The sequence below is a fragment of the Alsobacter sp. SYSU BS001988 genome, from assembly GCF_054796215.1.
The window spans coordinates 219,403-241,956 of record NZ_JBTAMK010000004.1 but is presented as its reverse complement, the minus strand read 5'-3'; the positions used below and the strand labels follow the sequence as shown (position 1 = coordinate 241,956).

Annotated in this window: 21 protein-coding genes; 13 read left to right on the top strand and 8 right to left on the bottom strand. The window is 69.7% G+C overall.

What is annotated here, in order from left to right; translation table 11 throughout:
* Nucleotides 1–148: 148 nt before the first annotated feature.
* Nucleotides 149–646, top strand: a complete 498-nt coding sequence (locus tag ACYVO7_RS10685; RefSeq protein ID WP_460449811.1) for a DsrE family protein — start codon at nucleotides 149–151, stop codon at nucleotides 644–646.
* 1 nt (nucleotide 647) lies between these two features.
* Here the strand turns inward: ACYVO7_RS10685 and ACYVO7_RS10680 are convergent, their stop codons facing one another.
* The 3 genes from ACYVO7_RS10680 to ACYVO7_RS10670 all read right to left on the bottom strand — a co-directional run bounded on the left by ACYVO7_RS10680 (nucleotide 648) and on the right by ACYVO7_RS10670 (nucleotide 3,045).
* Nucleotides 648–1,850 (bottom strand): lytic murein transglycosylase, encoded by a 1,203-nt coding sequence (locus ACYVO7_RS10680; protein WP_460449810.1) that lies wholly within the window; start codon nucleotides 1,848–1,850, stop codon nucleotides 648–650.
* Nucleotides 1,851–1,916: 66 nt separating this feature from the next.
* On the bottom strand, nucleotides 1,917–2,213 hold the full coding sequence (locus ACYVO7_RS10675) for a hypothetical protein (protein WP_460449809.1): 297 nt from the start codon (nucleotides 2,211–2,213) through the stop codon (nucleotides 1,917–1,919).
* A gap of 103 nt (nucleotides 2,214–2,316) precedes the next feature.
* On the bottom strand, nucleotides 2,317–3,045 hold the full coding sequence (locus tag ACYVO7_RS10670; RefSeq protein WP_460449808.1) for a hypothetical protein: 729 nt from the start codon (nucleotides 3,043–3,045) through the stop codon (nucleotides 2,317–2,319).
* Nucleotides 3,046–3,645: 600 nt separating this feature from the next.
* Between ACYVO7_RS10670 and ACYVO7_RS10665 the strand changes: the two genes are divergently transcribed.
* Entirely contained in the window at nucleotides 3,646–4,710 is a 1,065-nt protein-coding gene (locus tag ACYVO7_RS10665; RefSeq protein ID WP_460449807.1) for an aspartate-semialdehyde dehydrogenase, read from the top strand.
* Between the two features lie 4 nt (nucleotides 4,711–4,714).
* Here the strand turns inward: ACYVO7_RS10665 and ACYVO7_RS10660 are convergent, their stop codons facing one another.
* Nucleotides 4,715–5,446, bottom strand: coding sequence for a DUF429 domain-containing protein (locus ACYVO7_RS10660; RefSeq protein ID WP_460449806.1), 732 nt, complete (start codon nucleotides 5,444–5,446; stop codon nucleotides 4,715–4,717).
* Between the two features lie 104 nt (nucleotides 5,447–5,550).
* Here ACYVO7_RS10660 and ACYVO7_RS10655 point away from each other — a divergent pair, with 104 nt between their 5' ends.
* On the top strand, nucleotides 5,551–6,450 hold the full coding sequence (locus ACYVO7_RS10655; protein ID WP_460449805.1) for an HpcH/HpaI aldolase/citrate lyase family protein: 900 nt from the start codon (nucleotides 5,551–5,553) through the stop codon (nucleotides 6,448–6,450).
* 24 nt (nucleotides 6,451–6,474) lie between these two features.
* On the opposite strand, the gene ACYVO7_RS10650 is transcribed toward ACYVO7_RS10655, so the two are convergent.
* Both ACYVO7_RS10650 and ACYVO7_RS10645 read right to left on the bottom strand, forming a co-directional pair.
* Nucleotides 6,475–8,517: a protein meaA gene (locus ACYVO7_RS10650; protein ID WP_460449804.1), complete on the bottom strand. Its 2,043-nt coding sequence runs from the start codon at nucleotides 8,515–8,517 to the stop codon at nucleotides 6,475–6,477.
* A 133-nt stretch (nucleotides 8,518–8,650) separates the two neighbouring features.
* Complete coding sequence (locus ACYVO7_RS10645; RefSeq protein ID WP_460449803.1) at nucleotides 8,651–8,953, bottom strand: hypothetical protein; 303 nt, start codon at nucleotides 8,951–8,953, stop codon at nucleotides 8,651–8,653.
* A gap of 183 nt (nucleotides 8,954–9,136) precedes the next feature.
* Here ACYVO7_RS10645 and ccrA point away from each other — a divergent pair, with 183 nt between their 5' ends.
* Nucleotides 9,137–10,426, top strand: coding sequence for a crotonyl-CoA carboxylase/reductase (ccrA, locus tag ACYVO7_RS10640; RefSeq protein ID WP_460449802.1), 1,290 nt, complete (start codon nucleotides 9,137–9,139; stop codon nucleotides 10,424–10,426).
* Nucleotides 10,427–10,444: 18 nt separating this feature from the next.
* On the opposite strand, the gene ACYVO7_RS10635 is transcribed toward ccrA, so the two are convergent.
* The gene (locus tag ACYVO7_RS10635) at nucleotides 10,445–11,335 is read right to left on the bottom strand and encodes a YihY/virulence factor BrkB family protein (protein ID WP_460449801.1); all 891 of its coding nucleotides are present in this window, start codon (nucleotides 11,333–11,335) and stop codon (nucleotides 10,445–10,447) included.
* 238 nt (nucleotides 11,336–11,573) lie between these two features.
* On the opposite strand from ACYVO7_RS10635, the gene ACYVO7_RS10630 reads away from it, so the two are divergent.
* From ACYVO7_RS10630 to ACYVO7_RS10610, 5 genes are all read left to right on the top strand, one after another.
* Entirely contained in the window at nucleotides 11,574–12,425 is an 852-nt protein-coding gene (locus ACYVO7_RS10630; protein ID WP_460449800.1) for a DMT family transporter, read from the top strand.
* Nucleotides 12,426–12,526: 101 nt separating this feature from the next.
* The gene (locus ACYVO7_RS10625) at nucleotides 12,527–14,209 is read left to right on the top strand and encodes an acyl-CoA dehydrogenase family protein (protein WP_460449799.1); all 1,683 of its coding nucleotides are present in this window, start codon (nucleotides 12,527–12,529) and stop codon (nucleotides 14,207–14,209) included.
* 50 nt (nucleotides 14,210–14,259) lie between these two features.
* Complete coding sequence (locus tag ACYVO7_RS10620) at nucleotides 14,260–14,550, top strand: hypothetical protein (RefSeq protein ID WP_460449798.1); 291 nt, start codon at nucleotides 14,260–14,262, stop codon at nucleotides 14,548–14,550.
* Nucleotides 14,551–14,668: 118 nt separating this feature from the next.
* The gene (locus ACYVO7_RS10615) at nucleotides 14,669–15,304 is read left to right on the top strand and encodes a 2OG-Fe(II) oxygenase family protein (protein ID WP_460449797.1); all 636 of its coding nucleotides are present in this window, start codon (nucleotides 14,669–14,671) and stop codon (nucleotides 15,302–15,304) included.
* Nucleotides 15,305–15,433: 129 nt separating this feature from the next.
* The gene (locus tag ACYVO7_RS10610) at nucleotides 15,434–17,266 is read left to right on the top strand and encodes an ABC transporter ATP-binding protein (protein WP_460449796.1); all 1,833 of its coding nucleotides are present in this window, start codon (nucleotides 15,434–15,436) and stop codon (nucleotides 17,264–17,266) included.
* Here ACYVO7_RS10610 and ACYVO7_RS10605 read toward each other — a convergent pair.
* A complete protein-coding gene (locus ACYVO7_RS10605) occupies nucleotides 17,253–17,975 on the bottom strand; it encodes a protein tyrosine phosphatase family protein (RefSeq protein ID WP_460449972.1) in 723 nt (240 codons plus the stop codon). The genes ACYVO7_RS10610 and ACYVO7_RS10605 overlap by 14 nt on opposite strands.
* A gap of 205 nt (nucleotides 17,976–18,180) precedes the next feature.
* Between ACYVO7_RS10605 and ACYVO7_RS10600 the strand changes: the two genes are divergently transcribed.
* The 4 genes from ACYVO7_RS10600 (at nucleotide 18,181) to ACYVO7_RS10585 (ending at nucleotide 22,552) form a co-directional block, all read left to right on the top strand.
* Nucleotides 18,181–18,687, top strand: a complete 507-nt coding sequence (locus ACYVO7_RS10600) for a GNAT family N-acetyltransferase (protein WP_406855523.1) — start codon at nucleotides 18,181–18,183, stop codon at nucleotides 18,685–18,687.
* A 121-nt stretch (nucleotides 18,688–18,808) separates the two neighbouring features.
* Nucleotides 18,809–19,345 carry an inorganic diphosphatase gene (gene ppa / locus ACYVO7_RS10595; RefSeq protein WP_460449795.1) on the top strand — a complete coding sequence of 179 codons (537 nt, stop codon included), beginning with the start codon at nucleotides 18,809–18,811 and terminating at the stop codon, nucleotides 19,343–19,345.
* A gap of 115 nt (nucleotides 19,346–19,460) precedes the next feature.
* Nucleotides 19,461–22,043: a DUF3772 domain-containing protein gene (locus tag ACYVO7_RS10590; protein WP_460449794.1), complete on the top strand. Its 2,583-nt coding sequence runs from the start codon at nucleotides 19,461–19,463 to the stop codon at nucleotides 22,041–22,043.
* On the top strand, nucleotides 22,043–22,552 hold the full coding sequence (locus ACYVO7_RS10585; RefSeq protein ID WP_460449793.1) for a CAP domain-containing protein: 510 nt from the start codon (nucleotides 22,043–22,045) through the stop codon (nucleotides 22,550–22,552). The genes ACYVO7_RS10590 and ACYVO7_RS10585 overlap by 1 nt, the downstream gene beginning before the upstream one ends.
* Nucleotides 22,553–22,554: the final 2 nt, after the last annotated feature.

Here is a 22,554-nt window from a genome sequence, read left to right as displayed (position 1 = left end):
CCCTTGTGCTGGTCCTGGCAGGCTCTTTAGGAGCCGCGCCGGCGCGTGGCAAGGGCCATGTCCCGGCGAAGTCCGCGCCTGCGATTCAGCCGGGCTTAACATCAGGCAATTAGAGTAGGGACAACGATCCTCCTTGCGGACGATGACGATGATGCTTTCCGGCAAGACTCTTGGCGCAGCGGCGGGCTTTGTGGCGCTCGGTCTCGGCGGCTCGCTGATGGCGCTGTCCATGGGCGGCGCGGTGGCGGACGTCCCGCCCGCCATCCACGCGCCCTATGCGCCCCAGAAGGTGGTCTACCACGTGGTCCAGGGCGGCGGCTGGTTCGGGCGGGACCATGCGGCCCGGCTGCAGTCGATGCGCAACCACGTCAACGCGGTCGGGGCCGACCGCCTGAGCATGGTGGTCGTCCTGCAAGGCGAGGGCGCCAGCATGCTCACCCTGGCCCAGGGCGACGCGAAGATCGCCAGCATGGTGGACGAGCTGCGTGGCTCAGGCGTGCGCTTCGTCATCTGCCGCAACACCCTGGTGGGCCGCAAGCAGCCGCTGCACGACCTCTACGGAGCGACGCAGGCCGACCTGGTGCCCGCCGGCGTGGCCGAGGTCGTGGCTTTGCAGCAGGCCGGCTACTCGCTGCTGCGGCTCTGACTCACCGGGCGGCCCGGAGCGCCTCCAGCACCTTGCCGGAGGCCCGGCCGTTGCGGCTCAGGCCTTTCTTCACCTGGAAGTCGGCGATCGCCTCGCGGGTCTTGGTCCCGATCGCGCCGTCGGGCTGGCCGACGTCGTAGCCGCGCTGGTTGAGCAGGGCCTGGACTTCGCGGCGCTCGACGCGCGACAGGCCGCGGTCGTCGGTCGGCCAGGGCGTCTGGAAGGGACCGCCGCCCCTCAGGCGGTCGGACAGATGCGCGATGGCGAGCGCGTAGCTCTCGGCGGCGTTGTAGCCGTAGATGGCGTCGAAATTCCTGGTGACCAGGAAAGCCGGCCCGCTCGCGCCCGCCGGCAGCATGAGCCCCGCCGAGCCGCCCGGCATCGGGCGTCCGTCCGCGCGCCGCACTCCGAGCCGCTCCCAATCGGCCATCGGGCGCTTCTTCGTCCGGCCCGCCAGCCCCGTGTTGAAGCCGGACGGCAACCTGACTTCGAAGCCCCAGGTCCCGCCGGTCTGCCAGCCGGCCTTGGCGAGGTAGTTCGCCGTGGAGCCCAGCGCGTCGGGGATGGAGTCCACCACGTCCCGCCGTCCGTCGCCGTCGAGGTCGACGGCCAGCCGCAGGAAGGTGGAGGGCATGAATTGCGTGTGCCCGAAGGCCCCCGCCCATGACCCCGTCAGGTGGTCCGGCGCGACGTCGCCGCGGTTCAGGATCTTCATCGTGGCGGCGAACTCGGTGCGGAAATAGGCCTGCCGGCGCCCGTAGCAGGACAAAGTCGCCAAGGACTGCACCAGCGGCCGCTTGCCGATCGCCTTGCCGAAGTCCGATTCGACGCCCCACACCGCCACGATGACGTGCCGGTCGACGCCGTAGCGGCTTTCGGCCGTCGCCAGCGCCTGGCTCCACTGCCGCAGCATGGCGCGGCCGTCGGCGACCCGCTCCTCGTCCACCAGGGCGGCGAGGTAGTCCCAGATCGGCGTCTTGAACTCGGGCTGGTCGTTGAGGAAGTCGATCACCTTCATGTCGGGCTCGAGCCCGCGCGTGGCCGCGTCGAAGGTCTGGGCCGACACGCCCTGGGCGACCACGGAATCCCGCAATCCGCCGAGGCACGCCCTGAAATCCTGCGCGAAGGCGGGAACGGGGAGGGCGGCGCAGAGGCCGGCGGTCAGCAGGGCTGCGGCCCGGAGGGAGGCGATTCGAAGGGTCATGCGGGCCATGCTAGCCGAGCCCGCGCGGAAGCGGAATCCCGCGCAGGCTCGACGCGCGCCATCGCGTCAATAGGCGCCGAAGCCCACCGTGGTTCCGCAGCAGTTCGGCAGGTCGAACCGCCCGGGGAGCGTCTCGCCGCCGAACCGGCTGTTGATGTTCGAGTAGACCGGCGTCGAAAGGCCCTGGCCGACATACACGTAGTTCAGCTGGTAGCCGGTTCCGGGCTTCACCACCGTGCCGGCGTTCAGGTAGGAGCGCTGGGTGACCGTGATGTCGTTGACCCGCCGGCGCGTCTGCGCGTCGGCTGCGGTGGCCAGCAGGGCGGCGGCGATCAGGCCCAGGGCGGTCGCTTTGCGAAACATGGGTTCCTCGCTTCGATCGGCGTTGCGGTGTCTTGACGATGGGATCTTACGACCACAACGCCGGACGACCTTGACGGATCCCAATCATGGCCACGCCTTCGCTTCACGATTGCGAGCGCAGCAGCCCGCTCGGATCGATTTCGGGATCGAGCCAGGCCGCCCGGCGCCCGCCCGGCGCGGCCTTCGAGCCGCATTGCGGAAGGCGGTTGCGCTCGGCCCGGGAGAAATACGCCTTCAGGGCCGCGTCGTCGCCGGCTCCGACCAGGTCGAGCCTGTCCAGCGCGCAGGCCAGCGTCAGGCGGTCGATGGCCTTGCCGGCTCCCCCGCATTGCCAGCCGGCGAGCCGGAGCTGAGCGTCCTCGCCCAGGATGCGCCAGGCGACGCAGGCATGCTCCACGCCGTCCGCCGTCAGGAGGATGTCGGCGGTTTCGGCCTGGCCGAACTTCGTCGCCATCGGCGTCGGAACGGAGCTGCGGGTCACCGCCAGCCCGGTCTCGGCCGCCCGCCGGGCCGCTTCGAGGAACAAGGTGCCGGGCGCGCCCGCCTCGGACCCGGCACGGTAGGCGGCGATGCTGGCGAATCCTCCGGGAGAGCCGACCGCGCCGAAGCTGTGGACCTCCTCCCGGCCGCCGCCCTCGACATGCCGGCGGGCCACGAGGCCGCGCGGGTCGCGGGGGAGGAGCGTCGTCTCCAGCGAGAACATCGGGATGGGCCGGTTGACCTTCACCCAGGCGGCAGCGGACGGCCGGGCCGGAGCGGCGCTGGTCGCGCTCGTTTCGCTGGGCTCCAGCCGGTTCGCGTCAGCTTTTCCGAGCAGGAGCGCGGTCAGCATGGCGGCCAGCGTCCCCAGGACGGCGAGGCCCGCGAGTCTCCGGCGCGCCGTCGAAAGACCGGGCCGCGCTTTCCGCGCGCGTCTGCGAGACGTCGATCCTGGAGCGTGCGCCTCATGCGGGATCGAAAGGGCGATCGCAGAGTAAGTCGAAGAAACCTGAACCATGACGCAACCCCGGTCCGCGCTTATTTGCTTGTCGGATTGCGTTCAACTTGACCCATCTCTTTCTGGGGTTCGTTACCACGGCAGGACTTTCAGGGCGGAGAGTCAATGACGGGTTGAGCGACAGCGTTAACGGCTGATCTCGGCCGAACGCCCAGGTCCGGAAGATCCCGCACTCGCCTTCAGGAGAGATTGACTTTACGGCGCCGCCCGTGTTTCTGCTCCCGCATCGGCGATTTCGCCGGGGAACAGCTTCACGCCATGCGCTTTGCGATGTCGACCAAAACGACGGGCAAAACGACGGCCGCCAAAGGCGGCGCGTCGCGCTGAGCTATTCCTCGCTCCGGAGACTCCCCCGGCGGGGGAAGAGGGACCGCAAGATCTGCGGCTGAACCTCCGGGGGAGACCAAACCGCAAGACGAAACAGGATATCTCGCCATGGTTTTGAAGGTCGCCGATGGATTTCGCGTGGCGGTCGTGGGCGCCACGGGCAATGTGGGTCGCGAGATGCTCTCCATTCTGGAAGAGCGCGCGTTCCCGGTGTCGGAAGTGGTCGCGCTGGCCTCCAGCCGCAGCCAGGGCACGGAGGTCTCGTTCGGAGACAGCGTGCTGAAGGTCCAGGTTCTGGAGCGGCACGACTTCGCCAACACGGATATCTGCCTCATGTCGGCGGGCTCGGCGGTGTCGAAGGAGTGGTCCCCGCGCATCGGCGCGGCCGGCTGCCTCGTCATCGACAACTCGTCGTGCTGGCGCTACGACGAGCGCGTCCCGCTGGTCGTGCCCGAGGTCAACGCCCATGTGCTGGCCGACTATATGGGCCAGAAGGACAAGCTCAACATCATCGCCAATCCGAACTGCTCGACCGCGCAGCTCGTCGTCGCGCTGAAGCCGCTGCATGACCGCGCCAGGATCCGGCGCGTCGTGGTGTCGACCTACCAGTCGGTGTCCGGCGCCGGCAAGGAAGGCATGGAGGAGCTCGACCGCCAGACCAAGGCGCTCTACTCGCTCCAGGAGGTCGCGGCCAAGAAGTTCACCAAGCGGATCGCCTTCAACCTGATCCCCCATATCGACGTCTTCATGGAGGACGGGTTCACGAAGGAAGAGTGGAAGATGATGGTCGAGACCAAGAAGATCCTCGACCCCAAGATCAAGCTGACGGCGACCTGCGTGCGCGTGCCGGTGTTCATCTCCCATTCGGAGTCGGTGAACGTCGAGTTCGAGACCCCGCTCTCGGCCGACGAGGCGCGCGACATCCTGCGCTCCGCGCCTGGCTGCCTCGTGATCGACAAGCACGAGGACGGCGGATACATCACCCCGCACGAGGCGGCGGGCGAGGACGCCACCTACATCTCGCGCATCCGCGAGGACTCCACGGTCGAGAACGGCCTCGCGTTCTGGTGCGTGTCGGACAATCTGCGCAAGGGCGCGGCCCTGAACGCGGTGCAGATCGCCGAGGCGATCATCAACCGCAAGCTGCTCCGTCCCCGGGCGCTCGCCGCCTGATCGGCTAGATCCAGATCGCCACCGGGACGCCATGCGCGTCCCGGCCCGGCGGCGAGGGGAAGCTCTGCGCCTCGCCGCGGGCGATGCGGAGCGCCGAGACGGCGCACGCGCAGGCGTCCAGCACGTCGTCGAACGCCGCCCCGCGCGGCGGCCGCGCCTCCAGGAAGGCGCGCGCGAACCCCGCCCTTTCGAGCAGGGCCCGCCTCTCCTCCAAGCCCGGCCCGTAGGGGCTGGATTTCACCTTCTTGGGCTGGGACAGCGGCGCGCCGCCATTGAGGCGCATGAACGCGCCTTCGGGATGCGTCTCCCGGACGCGGTCGCGCAAGCCGGGGTCGGCCCGCAGAAGGGCGTCGACGTCGCGGATCTTGGGAAAGAGGAAGTAGCACTGCTTGGAGACGGCGCGGGGCGGAACGGAGGTCCGCAGCGCGGCCGCGCAGGCGTCGCGGTAGTCGAGCGCCTCCACGGCGGCGCGCGACGGCACCGAGAACACCGAGGATTGGCGCGCGCCCAATAAGGGCCGGAGCAGCGTCTCGGGGCCGCGCCCGCCGGGGCCGACCTGGTCCGGCAGTTCGATCGGCATGTCGACGGCCACGATGGCGGCCCCGGGCTGACTGTCCAGCACGCCCCCGAAGGTCGGATGGACCGTCAGCAGCGGCTCGGCCGCGCCGTCCAGCGCCAAGGTCACGGCCACCCAGCCGCCCGGGCAACCATCCACGCCCGCCACCCATGTCGTCATGGCGCCCCCTTTGGCGACTCGCCGGAAGGACGATGGCGCGCCCTGCCTCCGGCGTCTATGCTGCAGCGCAACCGTGTTTGTCGCAGCCTGTCAGGTCTCGTTCCATGCCAGCCTCCCCCACCGCCGCCCCGATCCGTCCCCGCCGCAGCGTGCTCTACATGCCGGGGTCCAACGCCCGCGCCATCGAGAAGGCGCGCACGCTGGCCGTCGACGGCGTGATCCTCGACCTCGAGGACGCCGTCGCGCCCGACGCGAAGGCGGCGGCGCGGACGCAGGTGGCCGAGGCCGTCAAGGCCGGCGGGTTCGGCGGCCGGGAGGTCGTGATCCGGATCAACGGCCTCGACACGCCCTGGGGCGAGGCCGACCTGCGCGCCGCGGCGGCGGCCGGTCCGGACGCGGTGCTGGCGCCCAAGATCTCGTCGCCGTCGCAGATCGTCCGGCTCGCCTCCCTGCTTGCGAGCGCCGGCGCACCCTCGTCCCTGCGCCTCTGGGCGATGGTGGAGACGCCGCTCGCCATCCTCAACGCGGGCGCGATCGCGTCCGCCGCGCAGGATCCGAGCAACCGGCTCGCCTGCTTCGTGATGGGCACCAACGACCTCGCCAAGGAGACGCGCGCCCGGTTCACGCCGGATCGCGCGCCCTTCGGGCAATGGCTCTCGACGGCGGTGACGGCCGCCCGGGCCTATGGGCTGGACATCCTGGACGGCGTCTACAACGCGATCTCGGACGAGGCCGGGTTCCGGGCCGAGTGCGAGCAGGGCCGCGATTTCGGCTTCGACGGCAAGACCCTGATCCATCCGAGCCAGATCGAGCCCGCCAACGCGATCTTTGCGCCGTCGGCGGACGAGGTGGCCTGGTCGCGCAAGATCATCGCCGCCTTCCAGGAGCCCGCGAACCGCGACAAGGGCGCGCTGCAGCTCGACGGCAAGATGGTCGAGCGCATGCACGCCGAGATCGGCCGGCGCGTGGTGGCCATCGCGGACGCGATCGCGGCGCGCGGCTGAGAGCGCGCGCCGCGTCTCGGGGCGTCAGCGGCCGGCGGCCCGCCTTGCGGCGCTCCGGCCGTCCTCCGGCGCGGAGCGGGGCGCCTTGGCGACGATCCGGACGATGTCCTTCATGATCTCGTCCATCACGTAGTTCTTCGGCGTGTAGACCGCGGTCACGCCGATGTTCTTGAGGACCAGCTCGTCGTCGGGCGGCACGATCCCGCCGACCACGACCGGGATATGGCCCAGCCCCTCGTTGCGCAGGCGGGCCATCACGTCGCGGACGAGCGGGACGTGCGATCCCGACAGGATCGACAAGCCGATCACATGCGCGTCCGTCTCGCGCGCCTTGGCGACGATCTCGGCGGGGGTCTGGCGGATGCCGTCATAGGTCACGTCGAACCCGACGTCGCGGCCCCGCAGGGCGATCTGCTCGGCGCCGTTGGAGTGGCCGTCCAGGCCGGGCTTGCCGACGACGAGCCGGGGCGTCTCGCCCAGCTCGGCGGCCAGCTCCGACACCATGACGCGCACCTCGCGTTCGGCCGCGGAGGTCCGGGTCTCCGTGGTGACGCCCGTGGGGGCGCGGTACTGGCCGAAGATCTCGCGCAGGGCCTCGCCCCACTCGCCCGTGGTCACGCCCGCCTTGGCGCAGGCGATGGACGGCTCCATGACGTTGCGCCCCTCCCGGGCGGCGGATCGCAGCTCCTCGATCGCGGCCTCGGCGGCCCGGGCGTCACGGCCGCTCCGCCAGGAGCGGATGCGCGCAATGGCCTCGATCTCGACCTGTTCGGGGACGGTGAGCACGGAGCCTTCGCCCGCGGTGAGCGGAGACGGCTCCGTCTCGCGCCAGCGGTTCACGCCCACGACGATCTGGTCGCCCGCCTCGATCCCGGCGATGCGCCGGGCGTTCGATTCGACCAGCATGCGCTTCATGTAGCCCGTCTCGACCGCCGCGATCGCGCCGCCCATGCGGTCGATCTCGGCGAGTTCCGCCAGGGCGGCCTCCTTCAGCTCGGCCACCTTGCGGGCGATCTCGACCGAGCCGTCCAGGATGTCGCCATATTCCAGAAGATCGGTCTCGTAGGCCATCACCTGCTGCATGCGCAGCGACCATTGCTGGTCCCACGACCGCGGCAGACCGAGCGCCTCGTTCCAGGCCGGAAGCTGGACGGCGCGAGCCCGGGCGCCTTTCGACAGCACGACGGCCAGCATCTCGATGAGGATGCGGTAGACGTTGTTCTCGGGCTGCTGCTCGGTCAGGCCCAGCGAATTCACCTGCACGCCGTAGCGGAAACGCCGGTGGCGCTCGTCGGCGACGCCGTAGCGGTCCCGGGCGATCTCGTCCCAGAGCTCGGCGAAAGCCCGCATCTTGCACAGCTCGGTGACGAAGCGCATGCCGGCGTTGACGAAGAACGAGATGCGGCCGACCACCTCCGAGAAGGTCTTCTGGTCGACCTCGCCGGACGCCTTGACGGTGTCCAGCACCGCGATGGCGGTGGCGAGCGCATAGGCGAGCTCCTGCGTCGGCGTCGCCCCGGCCTCCTGCAGGTGGTAGCTGCAGACATTGGTGGGGTTCCACTTCGGCATCTCGCTCGTGGTGAAGAGGATCACGTCCTTCACCAGCCGCATGGACGGCGCGGGCGGGAACACATAGGTGCCGCGCGACAGGTATTCCTTGATCAGGTCGTTCTGGGTGGTGCCCTGCAGGGCGGCCCGAGGGGCGCCCTGCTCGTCCGCGACCGCCACATAGAGCGCCAGCAGCCAGGGCGCGGTCGCGTTGATGGTCATCGACGTGTTCATCTCGGCGACCGGGATCTGGTCGAACAGCGCCCTCATGTCGCCCAGATGGGCGATCGAGACGCCGACCTTCCCGACCTCGCCGCGCGCCAGCGCGTGGTCCGGGTCGTAGCCGGTCTGGGTGGGGAGGTCGAAGGCGACCGACAGCCCGGTCTGCCCCTTCGCCAGGTTGCCGCGGTAGAGCTTGTTGGAGTCCGAGGCCGTCGAGTGCCCCGCATAGGTGCGGAAGATCCAGGGCTTGTCGCGCTCGGGGCGGCCGAGGTCCTGAGTGGGGCGGGCCGGGGTCATGCGGGCGGTCTCCGGAGCCGGCGCCCTCACGGAACGGGGGAGAGCGTCGCCGGCCTATCATGGTGCAATGCGGCAAGATGCGGCAAGGCCCACCCCGGCGCCACCCGTCTAATGGTCGGAGACCCCGGTCGGTTCAGGTCACGGCGCGCCTGGTGAGCGCCAGGCTCAGGATCAGGCCGAAGGCGGAGCCGATGCACACCGCCGCGATGACCATGGGGTCGGTCTGCTTCACCGGCAGGCCGTACTCGTTCCACAGAGCGAGGCCGCCGATCGCCCCGACAGTGAGAAGCACGGTGTTGCCGACCACCCCGAAGGCGAATTCGTGCATGATGTCGTCGACCACCCAGGCGATGACGAGCGAGACCACGACGACGAGGCCGACGAACCAATAGACGGCTTCGGTGGGGATGTTGACGAACCCGAGTTGCCGAACCATTCCGCGACATCCGTCCCAGACGCGGCGGGATCGCCGCTGGGTGAACTACACCTCCAGGTTGCGCCCAGGCTGACGAACTTGAGGTTAACGACGGGCCTTCCTTCCGCCGAATTGTCCGATCGCACTATGGCGCAGTGCAGCAACCGCGGGCATGATCGCCGCAAACGCGAGGAGAACCCAGCCGTGGCCGCAACGTCGAACGCCCCGTCCGTCGCTCCGTCGAGGGGCGCTCCCAAGGACCTCTACGACATCGGCGAGATCCCGCCTCTGGGCCATGTGCCTGCGAAGATGTGGGCCTGGGCCATCCGCAAGGACCGGCATGGCCCGCCTGAGGACGCCATGCAGCTGGAGGTCATCCCCACCTGGGCGATCGGCGACGACGAGGTGCTCGTCCTCGTGATGGCGGCCGGCGTCAACTACAACGGCGTCTGGGCGGCGCTGGGCCAGCCCATCTCCCCCTTCGACGGCCACAAGCAGCCGGTGCACGTCGCCGGGTCGGACGCGTCCGGCATCGTCTGGGCCGTCGGCCGCAAGGTGAAGCGCTGGAAGGTGGGCGACGAGGTCATCGTCCACTGCAACCAGGACGACGGGGACGACGAGGAGTGCAATGGCGGCGACCCGATGTTCTCCACGAGCCAGCGCATCTGGGGCTACGAGACTCCGGACGGCTCCTTCGGGCAGTTCTGCCGCGTGCAGTCGCGCCAGCTGATGCAGCGGCCGAAGCACCTGACCTGGGAGGAGAGCGCCTGCTACACGCTGACCCTCGCGACCGCCTACCGGATGCTGTTCGGCCATGCGCCGCATACGATCCGGCCTGGCGACAACGTGCTGGTCTGGGGCGCGTCGGGCGGCCTCGGGGTGTTCGGCGTGCAGCTCTGCGCGGCGTCCGGCGCCAACGCGATCGGGGTGATCTCGGACGAATCCAAGCGCGACTACGTGCTCGGCCTCGGCGCCAAGGGCGTGCTCAACCGCAAGGACTTCAACTGCTGGGGCCAGCTGCCCAAGGTGAACTCGCCGGAGTTCAACGCCTTCATGGGCGAGTCGCGCAAGTTCGGAAAGGCGATCTGGGACATCACCGGCCGCAAGGACGTCGACATCGTCTTCGAGCACCCCGGCGAGCAGACCTTTCCGGTCTCCACCTTCGTGGTGAAGCGCGGCGGCATGGTGGTGTTCTGCGCGGGCACGACCGGCTTCAACATCACCTTCGACGCGCGTTTCGTCTGGATGAGGCAGAAGCGCATCCAGGGGTCCCACTTCGCCCATCTCAAGCAGGCGGCGGCGGCGAACCAGTTCGTCATCGACCGGCGGATCGATCCGTGCATGAGCGAGGTGTTCCCGTGGGACAAGATCCCGCTGGCGCACACCAAAATGTGGAAGAACCAGCACGCGCCCGGCAACATGGCCGTGCTGGTGAACGCCCAGCGCACCGGGCTGCGGACCTTCGACGACGTCCTCGAAGCCCAGCCGGGCTGAGCGGCCGCGGCCGCCGCCTCAGCGGTTGCGCTGCATGAAGACCCGGCCGCGCTGGAGCCAGCTCTTCTTCTGCTGGGCCGCATAGCGCTCCCGAACCCGGGCGAGTTCGGCGTTGAACTCGCCTCCGTACACGAAGATGGAGGCGATCGTGTAGAGGAACACGAGCGCCACCATGACCGACGCCAGACCCGCATAGGTCGACGCGTAGTTGCTCGCCGCCTTCGCGAGATAGATGCCGAAAGCGTGGCCGGACGAGAGCGCCAGGGCAACCGTGAGGGCCACGCCCGGGATGATCTCGCGAAAAGCGCGGCGGCCGCAGGGCAGCCACAGGTGCAGGATGATCAGCGCCGAAACGATGATCAGCGTCGCGACGCCGAAGCGGCCGACCGTGATCACGTAGGAATAGGGCTGGAGCTGCGGGACGTAGAGGATCGCGGTCTGCCAGAGGACCGGGGCGAGCACGACCAGGAAAGCCAGCGACAGAAGCGCCGCCGCGCCGACCAGCACATAGGCGATGGATTCCAGCCGCAGCAACCACCAGGCGCGATGCTCTTTGAGCCGATAGGCGCGGTTGAGGCCGATCCTCAGGCTCTCGACGCCGTTGGACGAGAAGTAGATCGCCAGCAGCACGCCCACGGTCAGGACGTCGCCGCGGGCCTTGTTCATGACGTTGTGGATCTCGCTGCTGAGCGGATCCGCGACGCGCGAGGGCCAGGCCTCGAGCAGCAGCCCCACGACCTCGTCGGCGAGCTGCTTCGATCCGAAGAAGCCGGCCAGAGAGGTCACGAAGATCAGGAACGGGAACAGCGACATGAGCCCCGACAGGGCGATATGGGACGCGATGGCCCACCCGTCGTCCTCGACGAAGCGCCAGTAAGCGTCATAGATGATGCGTGGCAAACGCCGCATCTGAACCTTTCACTCCGTCCCGCGCCGGCGCCGGGACTCGACCGAACGCACGTCCTGACCTATCGAAGGCCCGCTGCCCGCCTGCAGTGTAGGGCCACCCCGGCTCGGCGCCAGCGACGCCCTCACGCGCATGCTCCAACACCATACGGGGAAGCGCGGCCCGGAGTTCTGTGTCATATCCGATTTTCCGCGCCCATCGCCTGCTCCCGCCTCTCCGGCCTTATTGCGCGCGGCCCCGATGGCCTTCGTGCTCATCTGGTCGACGGGCTGGATCGCGGCGCGTTTCGGCGCGCCCTACGCCGACCCGCTGACCTTCCTGTCGATCCGGTTCGCGCTGGCTGGCGTCGTCGTCGCCTTGCTGGCGTGGGCGGCCGGCGCCGCCTGGCCGGCGACGCGCCGCGACGTGGCCCACGCCATGACGTCCGGGGCGCTGCTGCACGCGGTCTATCTCGGCGGCGTGTGGTGGGCGATCGCGCGCGGGCTCCCGGCGGGAGTCTCCGGCCTGATCGCGGCGGTGCAGCCGATCCTCACCGCCATCCTGGCGCCGACGCTGGTCCATGAGCGGATCTCGGCCCGCCAATGGCTCGGCATCGGGCTGGGCTTCGTGGGGATCGGCCTCGTGCTGCTGCCGAAGCTCTCCGGCCTCGGCCCCGGCGAACTGGCCACGGTCGCCGGCCCGATCGGGGTCAATCTCGTCGGCATGCTGGGCGTGACGCTCGGCTCGTTCTACCAGAAGCGGTTCGTGCCCACCGGCGACCTGCGCACCGTCACGGCCCTCCAATATGCGGGCGCGTTCCTGGTGGTGGCGCCGGCGGCGCTATGGCTGGAGCCGCTCAGGGTGGAGTGGAACCTCACCGTCGTCCTCACCATGGCGTGGTCGGTCCTGGCCCTCTCCATCGGGGCGATCGGGCTCCTGCTCCTGCTCATCCGCCACGGCGCGGTCTCGCGCGCCGCGGCGCTCATCTATCTGGTGCCGCCGGCGGTCGCCATCGAGGCCTATCTGCTGTTCGGCGAGACGCTCGCCCCGATCCAGGCGCTCGGCATGGCGGCGACCGCGGCCGGAGTGGCCCTGGCGACCCGCAAGGCCTGAGCGGGTCCGCCGAAAGGGGCATTGCTGGACAGGGGGTCCCGCTCCATGTTGCATTGCGGTACGATCCACGCCGCACGGCAAGACCGCTCGGAGGAGCCCTGATGACCCGCCTCGCCACCGCCGCCGATCCGGATGTCCGAGACTGGCTGTCGCTCGCCGAGGACGCCGCTTCGGCCTTGGCCGGGCTGACCGCGGACGCGGTCAACGCCGTCCGGGCGCGGGTCACGGACGACGGGCGGATCTCCGCGGCGCTGCTCGAACGCGAGCAGCACGCCGCCCACGGACTGGCCTGGCTGGCCACCTATGCGGAGGCGGTGCGCGAATTGGCCGCCTATGGCCGCCTGCTCCAGGCCGAAGCGCGGTTCGGAGAGACCGAGGAGCTGCTCGTGGCGATCGGCGTCGGCGAATACTGCGCCCAGGTCTTCGGCGGCATTCCGATGAGCCAGGGCGAGATCGTGCGTCTGCCTGCCCTCGGCCTGACGGCCTCGCAGATCGCCGCGCGGCGGACGGCGGCGATCGAGACCGTCATCCAGGAGGGCTCCACGCCGGCCCAGCGCGCCCTGCTGGTGGCGCGGATCCGGGAGGCCCAGGGCGCGGCCACGATGGGCGACGCGGGCCTCGACGAGACGCTCGAGGCGATCCGGGCGGAGATGCGCAAATTCGCCGAGAGCGAGGTGCTTCCCCACGCCCATCAATGGCATCTGAAGAATGAGTACATCCCGCTCTCGGTGGTCGAGAAGCTGGCCGAGCTCGGCGTGTTCGGGCTGACCCTGCCCGAGGAGCATGGCGGCCTGGGGCTGAGCAAGGTCTCCATGTGCGTCGTGTCGGAGGAGCTGTCCCGGGCCTATATCGGCGTCGGATCGCTGGGCACCCGCTCGGAGATCGCCGCGGAGCTGATCATCGGCGGCGGCACGGAGGAGCAGAAGGCCCAGTGGCTGCCGCGCATCGCCTCCGGCGAGGTGCTGCCCACGGCGGTGTTCACCGAGCCCAACACGGGCTCTGACCTCGCCTCGCTGAAGACCCGCGCCGTGCGCGAGGGCGACGTCTACAAGGTGACCGGAAACAAGACCTGGATCACCCACCCGGTCCGCGCCGACGTGATGACGATGCTGGTGCGCACCAACCCGGACGAGGCGGGCTACAAGGGCCTGTCGATCCTGCTCGGGGAGAAGCCGCGCGGCACGGACGAGGACCCGTTCCCGGCCAAGGGCATGACCGGCGGCGAGATCGAGGTGCTCGGCTACCGCGGCATGAAGGAATACGAGCTCGCCTTCGACGGGTTCGAGGTCCCGGCCGCCAATCTGCTGGGCGGCGTGGAAGGGCAGGGCTTCAAGCAGCTGATGCAGACCTTCGAGTCGGCGCGAATCCAAACGGCCGCGCGCGCCGTCGGGGTGGCGCAGTCGGCGCTCGACATCGGGCTGCGCTACGCCGAGGAGCGCGTGCAGTTCGGCAAGCCGCTGATCTCGTTCCCGCGGGTGTCCGACAAGATCGCCATGATGGCGGTCGAGGTGAACATCGCGCGCCAGCTCACCTATTTCGCCGGGCGGGCCAAGGACGACGGCAAGCGCTGCGACGTGGAGGCCGGCATGGCCAAGCTGCTCGGCGCCCGCGTGGCCTGGGCGGCGGCCGACAACGCGCTGCAGATCCATGGCGGAAACGGATTCGCGCTCGAGTATGAGATCTCGCGCGTGCTGTGCGACGCCCGCATCCTCAACATCTTCGAGGGCGCGGCCGAGATCCAGGCCCAGGTGATCGCGAGACGCCTGCTGGACGGGGCCAACTAGCGGTCGAACCGCATCCGGCGATGATGCGTTGAACCCGCATGGAGGCCTCCATGCGGACACGTCTCAACATCGTTCTTGTCTCTGCGCTGGCGATCGCGGCCCCCGGCGCCGCCCCGGCGCAGGACCGTCCCGCCGGCCTGGCGCCGACGCCGGCGCAGCAGGGCGCGCAGCCGGCCGCGGCCCCGATTCGCAAGGATCCGGCGGACGCCACCGGCGCGATCACGCCGCGGCGCATCGGCCAGGAGAGCGAGCGCATCGTCGAGGGCCGCCGCTGTTCCGACGTCCTCCAGGCGCCGGACCAGCATCCGCACGCCGTCTGGGTGCGCTGCAAGGCCCATTGACCGGTCCTCCGCACCCCGGCGTGCGATTGCGACTTTTCAATGCGATGGCGATTTGCGCGCCACTCCCACACCGACTACACCACTCATGGTTGAAATCGGTTGAGCCTCGGGAGTGACCATGGCGGCGGACACCCAAATCCTCAATCTCGATGCGATCCGGACGGCGCCCGTATCGCGTGAGCCCTACAGTTTCTTCCTCGCGTCCGGGGCGCTGAAGCCCGAGAAGGTTGCGCAGCTTCGGGAGGAATTCCCGAACATCACGAAGCCGGGCTTCCTGACCGTCGACGACGTGGAGGTGAAGGGGGCTTTCCGGCAGCTCATCGACGAGCTGGAGGGTCCGACCCTCACGGCGCTGCTGTCGGAGAAGTTCGGCCTCGACCTCAGCCCCTATCCGCGCCTGACGACGATCCGAAAGATCTCCCAGGCCAAGGACGGCCGCCCGCACACCGACGGGCCCAGCAAGGTCATGACGCTGCTGGTCTACATGAACGACGACTGGGACGACGGCGGAGCCGGCCGCCTGCGCGTCCTGCGCGGGCCGGAGAATTTCGACGACATGGTGCTGGAGGTGCCGCCGACCATGGGAACGCTGTTCGCCTTCCTGCGGGCGGACAATTCCTGGCACGGGCATCCGCCCTTCGCGGGCGAGCGCCGCGTGGTCCAGGTCGCCTGGGTGAAGGATGAGGCGGAGCTTGAGCGCAAGAAGAAGCGCAACAGCCTGGCCAAGCTCTTCAAGGGCATCTTCGGCCGCTGACGCCGGCCGCGCCCGGCGGGTTCGCGCCCCGGGCGAAAATGGATTATGAGCAGGGCTGAGCCCTGCGTGGATCCCGAACCGCCGCGCAGCCCGCGGCGGTTTTCATTTCAGGTTCAAGCAACGGAATCGATGGCCAACAAGCCGGCTCGCTCCATCGTCAGCCAGGACGCCCTGCCCTATCTCCGCCGGCTCTGGGTCGACTGGATGCTGCCGCACTGGCGCACTCTGTCGCTCATCCTGCTGACCGTGATCGTCCTGGCCGGGGCGAGCAGCCTCTATCCGGTGGTCATCAAGCGGGCCTTCGACGCCTTCGACCAGCAGAACAAGCGCTTCGTCCAGATCGTGCCTTTCGTGGTCATCCTGGTGACGGCCGTGAAGGGCTTCGCCATGCTGGCCCAGTCGGTGCTGACCAACCGCGTGGTGACCCGCATCGAGGCCGACATGCAGTCGGCCCTCTACGCCAGCCTGATCGACGCCGACGTGGCGCAGCTGGGCCGCGAGGCGCCGGCGGCGCTGACGCAGCGCTTCACCACCGACTTCGCCTTCATCCGCGAGGCCCTGACCCGCCTCTCGACGGTGTTCCTGCGCGACGTCGCCACCGCGATCGCGGTGGTGGGCGTCATGTTCTGGATCGACTGGGAGGTGACCCTCATCGCCCTCGTGGTCCTGCCGCTGCTCGCGCCCGCGATCGCGCGCATCGGCAAGAAGCTTCGCCGGACGGCGCTCTCCACCCAGGAGCAGACGGCCCTGATGGCCAGCATGGTGTCGGAGAGCCTCTCCAGCATCCGCACCGCCAAGACCTATGGGCTCGAGGGCTACCTGAAGGACCGCGCCAGCGCGTTCTTCGAGCAGATCCGGCGCCTCAAGATGAAGTCCGCCAACCAGCGCTCCCGGCTCGATCCCATCCTGGAGATCGGCGGCGGCTTCGCGGTCGCGGGCGTGCTGGTGTTCATCGGCTGGCGCATCATCAAGGGCCAGACCACGATCGGCGACTTCACCGGCTTCATCACGGCGCTGCTGCTGGCCGCGCAGTCGATGCGCACGCTGGGGAACCTGAACGCCATCATGCAGGAGGCCGTGGCCTCGCTGTCGCGCGTCTTCGCCCTGATGGACGAGCGGCCCACCATCGTGGACCGGCCCGGCGCGGCGCCGATCCAGGTCCCGCACGGCGAGATCCGCTTCGAGAACGTCTTCTTCCGCTATGCGGGCCATGAATTCGCCGGGCGCGAGCCGGCGGCGGCCGGCGCGGCCGCCCTCGACGGCATCGACCTCGTCGCCCCGGGGGGGAAGATGACGGCGCTGGTGGGGCGCTCGGGGTCCGGCAAGTCGACCCTGATCTCGCTCGTGCCGCGCCTCTTCGAGGCGTCGGACGGCGCCGTGCGCATCGACGGGGTCGACGTGCGCGACGTGTCGCTGGCCAGCCTGCGGTCCAAGGTGGCGGTGGTCACCCAGGAGGCCGTGCTGTTCGACGACACCGTCAAGGCGAACATCGCCTTCGGGCGGCCCGGCGCGACCGATCAGGAGATCGAGGCGGCCGCCAGGGCCGCGGCCGCCCACGACTTCATCGCGGCGCTGCCGCAGGGCTACGACACGAGAGTGGGCGACCGCGGCTCGCGCCTGTCGGGCGGCGAGCGCCAGAGGCTGGCGCTGGCCCGCGCGCTGCTGAAGGACGCGCCGATCCTCGTGCTGGACGAGGCCACCAGCGCGCTCGACGCCGAGTCCGAGCGCCTGGTGCAGGACGCGCTGGCGGTTCTGACGCGGGGCCGGACCTCGCTGGTCATCGCGCATCGGCTCTCCACCATCCGGCAGGCCGACCTCATCGTCGTGCTGGATCGCGGCCGCGTCGCCGAGACCGGCACGCATGACGGGCTGCTGGCCAAGGGCGGCATCTACGCCAAGCTGCACCGCCTCCAGGCGGGCGAGACGTCCGAATTCGCTGAATTCGGCCTCACTCGCGTCTGAGTAGCCCGTCGACCACGACGTCGGACCAGAAGCTCGGACGAAACTCGCGCTCCAGCGCCTCCGGGTCGTAGATGGTCTCGACCCATTGCAGGAACGGCACGCCCCGCGCGAGCCCCTCGGTGCGGTACTTTTCGAAGAACGCGTCGAGGATCCCGGTCTTGGCGAACCTGAAGTGGCCATAGCGCAGGCCGAGCTGCGCCACGGCCTCGTCCAGCGGACGGTTCTCGTGGATCAGCAGATAGAGCGCCGACATGAAGCCGGCGCGGTCGGCTCCTGACTTGCAATGCACCAGCGCCGGATAATCGAGCGTGTCGAAGAACGCTTTGGCGGCCAGCACCGACTCGCGGTCCGGGGCGCCGCGCGAGCGGACGACGAAGTCGACCAAAGCAAGCCCCTCGCGCTCGCAGGCTTCCTTCTCGAGCGGCCAGGAGCCGTGCTGGCGACCGCCGCGCAGATTCACCACCGTGCGCACGCCGGCCTTGGCGGCGGCGCGGATGTCGGCCGGGGCCGGCTGGGCGGCGCGCCAGAATTTCGGCGTCACCTGATGTCGGTTGAGATAGGCCAGCCGGAACACGCCGTGGTCCGACGCCAGCATGTTGGTCCAGGCTCGGACACGATCCCACAGGCCGGCGATCGGGCGATCCCAGCGTTCGATGCGCGCCATGCGGCGGGCATAGCGGTCCTCCGGCTTCATCGAGCGCTTGAGCAAGTCGGCCACGGCTCCGGCGAGGTTTCGGTCCGGCGGTGTCTGTCCGGCGTCGCGGCGCGGTCCGGCGCGCCGCAGGTCATGGCTGCGCGCCATACCAGCCGCCGGCGCCCGCCGCAATCCCCACCCCGCGCCGGGGCTGGAGCTTGGCGGGCCGGCTCGCGGATCGGGCTTTACGACGCGAACCCGGCGGGCCTATTCTTCCCATGTGACCCAGGCCGCCATCTCCATTCGTCTCGCAAGGCCCGACGACGCCGCGGGGGTCGCGGCCGTGCACGACGCGGCGTGGCGCGAAGCCTATCGCGGCATCATCCCGGGACGGGACCTGGAGCGCATGGTGCAGCGGCGCGGCCCGCAATGGTGGAGCCGCATCATCGCCCGGGGCGGGCGGATCGCGGTGCTCGAATTCGACGACAAGGTCCGCGGCTATGCGAGCTACGGCCGCAACCGTCTGGCGGTGTCCCCGTACCGGGGCGAGATCTTCGAGCTCTATCTCTCGCCCGAGTTCCAGGGGCTGGGGTTCGGACGGCGGCTGTTCGACGCAGCCCGCCGCGACCTGATCGGCCACCGCATGGGCGGGCTGATTGTCTGGTCGCTCGCCGACAACGACCGCGCGATCGGGTTCTACCGCCATCTCGGGGGCATCAAGGTCCGCGAAATGGAGGAGCATTTCGGCTCCGAGGTGCGTCAGCGCTACGCCTTCGGGTGGAGCTGAGGCTCGGTTCGAACCCGTCCATGCCCGGAAAGTCGTCCTTGCCGCGTCCCGGGCCTCCGTCTAGATACCGCGGACCTTGCACATGCCGCCGGCGCGAGAGCCGGCCTTCCGGAGAAACCTGATGCGCATAGACGCGGTGTCGATCGGCAAGAACCCGCCTCACGAGATCAACGTCATCATCGAGGTGCCGATCGGCGGCGAGCCCATCAAATACGAGATGGACAAGGCCTCCGGCGCGCTGGTGGTGGACCGCTTCCTCTACACGTCGATGCGCTATCCCGGGAATTACGGCTTCATCCCGCATACGCTGTCGGACGACGGCGATCCCTGCGACGTCATCGTGGCCAACACCCGCGCCATCGTGCCGGGCGCGGTGATGAGCGTGCGCCCGGTCGGCGTGCTGTTCATGGAGGACGAGGCCGGCGGCGACGAGAAGATCGTGGCGGTCCCGTCTCCCAAGCTGACCCGCCGCTACGAGAACGTCGAGAACTACACGGACCTCCCGGCGATCACGATCGACCAGATCAAGCACTTCTTCGAGCACTACAAGGATCTGGAGACCAACAAGTGGGTCAAGGTGGTCCGCTGGGGAGACGCCGAAGAGGCGCGCAGGCTGATCCTCGAGGGCGTCGAGCGCTACAAGGCCCAGAAGGACTGAGCGGCCGGGCCGGCGTCGGAGCTTCCTCCGGCCGCGCCTTGCTCGCGTCGCATCCGTCGACGATCAGTCGGAGCTTCGAATCGCGGCCTCCCGCCCCATCGACCGAAAGGACGACATGCTGCTGAGCCTGCGGGCCGTCCGGCTCCTCGCCATCATGGCCGCCCTCGCCCTCGGCGGGCTCGCGTTGTCGGCGCGCGACGGGCGGGCGCAATGGCTGTTCGCCCAGGACGAACCGGCGCCCGCCGTCCAGGGCGATCCCGCGCCGCCCCAGCAGGCGCCCCCGACCGCGACGGCCCAGCGGGCCAAGCTCGACGGGATCCGCCTGCAGCTCGATCAGCTGGAGGCGGGCGTCTCCCGCCGGGAGACCGACGAGGCCCTCCAGGCCGTTCGGCCGGCGCTCGAGCCGCTCGCCAATGCGGCGAGGGCGGTGGTGGCGGACCTGACCCCTCGGGCGGACGCGATCCGGTCCCGCCTGAAGGAGCTCGGCCCCAAACCGGACGACAAGGCCGCGCCGGAGAGCGCCGACGTCTCGCGCGAGCGGGACGAGCGCATGGCGGCCCTGGCCGACGTCGACGAGACCATCCGCCTCGCCCGCGCGCTGCTGGTGCAGTCGGACCAGATCGACAAGGAGGTGGTGGACCGCCGCCGCGAACTTTTCGCCAAGCGGCTGTTCCAGGGCTCGGAGAGCATCGTCTCGCCCGGGCTGTGGAGCGACGTGTTCCGGACGGCCCCGCACGACTTCCGCGCGATCTCGATCGTGGCGGGCGACGCCATGGAGCGGGCGAGGCGGCGTCTGTCGCCGGCCGGCGCCGCGGCCTTTGCGGGCGCGCTCGCCCTCGCGCTCGTCCTGATCCTGCCGGTCCGGCGGTTCTCGCTCGCCTTCGTCAAGCGCGACCGGCTCGCCGGCCAGCCCAACCGGTTCCAGAAGGCGCTGGCGGCCGCCACCATCACGCTGGTCAGCGCGGTGGCCCCGGTGCTGGCGGCCTATCTGCTGTTCCAGATCGTGCGGTCGCTGCAGCTGCTGCCCGACCGGCTCGAACCCGTGTTCGCCTCGCTGGTGGGCGGCGTGGCCTTCATCAGCTTCGTGCAGGGCCTCGCCGACGGACTGCTGGCGCCGGGGCGGATGAACTGGCGCCTCTACAACATCTCGGACGACCGCGCGACCTGGCTGACGCGCCTCGCCACGATCGTGGCGGTGCTGCTGGTCGCCAGCCGCGTGCTGGAGACGGTGTACGCCAGCATCGCGGCCGGCCTGAAGCTCACCGTCGCCACCAAGGGGCTGTTCGCCATCGCGGTGGCGGGCGTGATCGCGCGGACGCTGCAGCTCATCCGCAGCGTCGATTCCTGCGACGAGGCCGCGTTCGGGCCGCATGTGTCGACCGAGCCCGATCTCACCGGCCCGTTCAGGATGGTGGGCTGGCTCCTGGTGTCGGTGGTCGCCGTCGCGGTGCTGCTGGGCTATGTCTCCTTCGCCTGGTTCCTGGCGGAGCAGATCGCCTGGGTGGGCATCGTCGCCGCGGTACTGATGCTGTCGATGACCCTGCTGGACGAGTTCGTCCTGGGCGCCTTCTCGGACCGGGGGCGGACGTCGCGGCTGATGCAGTCCACGGTCGGGCTGTCGCGCGGGTCGCTCGAGCAGATCGGCATCCTGTCGTCGGGCCTGGGGCGCGTCGCCCTGATCGGGCTCGCGGCGCTGCTGCTGCTCGCGCCCTGGGGGGTGGAGTCCGGCGATGTGTTCTCGTCGGTCCGCGCGCTGTTCTTCGGCGTGACGGTCGGCGGCGTGACCCTGTCGCTCTCCACCATCCTGCTGGCGGTGGTGTTCTTCGGGATCGGCATCTTCGCCACCCGGGCCGTGCAGCGCTGGCTTCGGACGAAGTACCTGCCGCACACCACGCTCGACGCGGGCCTGCGCAACTCCATCACGATGGGCATCGGCTATCTGGGCGTCGTGCTGACGTCGGCCGTGTCGGTGAGCTATCTCGGGCTGAGCCTCGACAAGCTGACCATCGTGGCCGGCGCGCTGTCCGTCGGCATCGGCTTCGGGCTCCAGTCCATCGTCAACAACTTCGTCTCCGGCCTGATCATCCTGGCCGAGCGCAGCATCCGGGTCGGCGACTGGATCGTGGTCAGCGGCGAGCAGGGGCACGTGCGCAAGATCAATGTCAGGGCGACCCAGATCGAGACCTTCGATCGCGGAACCCTCATCGTGCCCAACTCCAATCTGGTGTCGGGCGTGGTCAAGAACTGGGTCCATTCCGACCGGATCGGCCGCGTGCTGATCTCGGTTCCGGCGCCCCGGCACGCCGACGCGGACCAGATCGCCGCGATGCTGCGCAGCGTCGCCGGCGAGCATGAGGATGTGCTGGAGGATCCGCCGCCGCGCGTCCTGTTCAAGACCATCAAGGGCGACGAACTCAGCTTCGATCTCATCTGCTTCGTGGGCGACGTCGACCTGGTCTCGCGCGTGTCGAGCGACCTGACCTTCGCGGTGTTCCGGCGGCTGCGCGAGTTCGGCATCGGGACGCCGCCCGGGCCGCCCAAATTCGAGATCGAGGGCATCTCCGACCTTCGCGCCGAGGTGGAGGCGCTGCGCCTCACCTTCGGCCAGCCGCGCCCCCGGCGGACCCAGGAGGCCGGGCCGAACGGGGCCGGGCGCGCCGAAAGCGAACCGCGCAAGGAAGAGGACCCCCAGGCGTGATGGACCGCATTCAGAAGACCCGCCGGCTCGTGGCGGCTCTCGCCGCCCTGGGCCTGGCGGGCTGCACGACGTCCGAAAGTCCTGCGCCTTCGGCGACGCCGACCTTCTACCAGCGCCTGGACCAGGGCGGACGGCTGGACGAGGAGGCCGCGGTCTCAATGATCAACGCCTACCGGGCCAAGAACGGGCTCGGACCGCTGGCGCTCGACCCCGGCCTCGTCGCGGAGGCCCGGCGCCAGGCCGCCACGGTGGCCGACAACGACACCTCGACCTGGGGAGAAACCCCGAATGTCGGTGTGCAGAAGGCGTCGGTCGGGGGCCGCTCGGAGCGGGTCTCGGCGGGCTATCGGACGCTGGCCGAGGCCTTCTCGGGCTGGCGGGACTCGCCGCCCCACAACAGGGTGCTGCTCGCGCCGTCCGGCGCACGGCTGGGGATCGCGGCGGTGGATCGGCCCGGGGCGAAGTACCGCGTCTACTGGGACATCATCGTCAGCAGCGGCCCGTCCTGAGC

Excerpts from the sequence above, each read along its gene's own strand:
- ACYVO7_RS10685 (WP_460449811.1), top strand. The coding sequence starts at position 149 with ATGATGCTTTCCGGCAAGACTCTTGGCGCAGCGGCGGGCTTTGTGGCG.
- ACYVO7_RS10680 (WP_460449810.1), bottom strand. The coding sequence starts at position 1,850 with ATGACCCTTCGAATCGCCTCCCTCCGGGCCGCAGCCCTGCTGACCGCC.
- ACYVO7_RS10675 (WP_460449809.1), bottom strand. The coding sequence starts at position 2,213 with ATGTTTCGCAAAGCGACCGCCCTGGGCCTGATCGCCGCCGCCCTGCTG.
- ACYVO7_RS10670 (WP_460449808.1), bottom strand. The coding sequence starts at position 3,045 with ATGCTGACCGCGCTCCTGCTCGGAAAAGCTGACGCGAACCGGCTGGAG.
- ACYVO7_RS10665 (WP_460449807.1), top strand. The coding sequence starts at position 3,646 with ATGGTTTTGAAGGTCGCCGATGGATTTCGCGTGGCGGTCGTGGGCGCC.
- ACYVO7_RS10660 (WP_460449806.1), bottom strand. The coding sequence starts at position 5,446 with ATGACGACATGGGTGGCGGGCGTGGATGGTTGCCCGGGCGGCTGGGTG.
- ACYVO7_RS10655 (WP_460449805.1), top strand. The coding sequence starts at position 5,551 with ATGCCAGCCTCCCCCACCGCCGCCCCGATCCGTCCCCGCCGCAGCGTG.
- ACYVO7_RS10650 (WP_460449804.1), bottom strand. The coding sequence starts at position 8,517 with ATGACCCCGGCCCGCCCCACTCAGGACCTCGGCCGCCCCGAGCGCGAC.
- ACYVO7_RS10645 (WP_460449803.1), bottom strand. The coding sequence starts at position 8,953 with ATGGTTCGGCAACTCGGGTTCGTCAACATCCCCACCGAAGCCGTCTAT.
- ACYVO7_RS10635 (WP_460449801.1), bottom strand. The coding sequence starts at position 11,335 with ATGCGGCGTTTGCCACGCATCATCTATGACGCTTACTGGCGCTTCGTC.
- ACYVO7_RS10630 (WP_460449800.1), top strand. The coding sequence starts at position 11,574 with ATGGCCTTCGTGCTCATCTGGTCGACGGGCTGGATCGCGGCGCGTTTC.
- ACYVO7_RS10625 (WP_460449799.1), top strand. The coding sequence starts at position 12,527 with ATGACCCGCCTCGCCACCGCCGCCGATCCGGATGTCCGAGACTGGCTG.
- ACYVO7_RS10620 (WP_460449798.1), top strand. The coding sequence starts at position 14,260 with ATGCGGACACGTCTCAACATCGTTCTTGTCTCTGCGCTGGCGATCGCG.
- ACYVO7_RS10615 (WP_460449797.1), top strand. The coding sequence starts at position 14,669 with ATGGCGGCGGACACCCAAATCCTCAATCTCGATGCGATCCGGACGGCG.
- ACYVO7_RS10610 (WP_460449796.1), top strand. The coding sequence starts at position 15,434 with ATGGCCAACAAGCCGGCTCGCTCCATCGTCAGCCAGGACGCCCTGCCC.
- ppa (WP_460449795.1), top strand. The coding sequence starts at position 18,809 with ATGCGCATAGACGCGGTGTCGATCGGCAAGAACCCGCCTCACGAGATC.
- ACYVO7_RS10590 (WP_460449794.1), top strand. The coding sequence starts at position 19,461 with ATGCTGCTGAGCCTGCGGGCCGTCCGGCTCCTCGCCATCATGGCCGCC.
- ACYVO7_RS10585 (WP_460449793.1), top strand. The coding sequence starts at position 22,043 with ATGGACCGCATTCAGAAGACCCGCCGGCTCGTGGCGGCTCTCGCCGCC.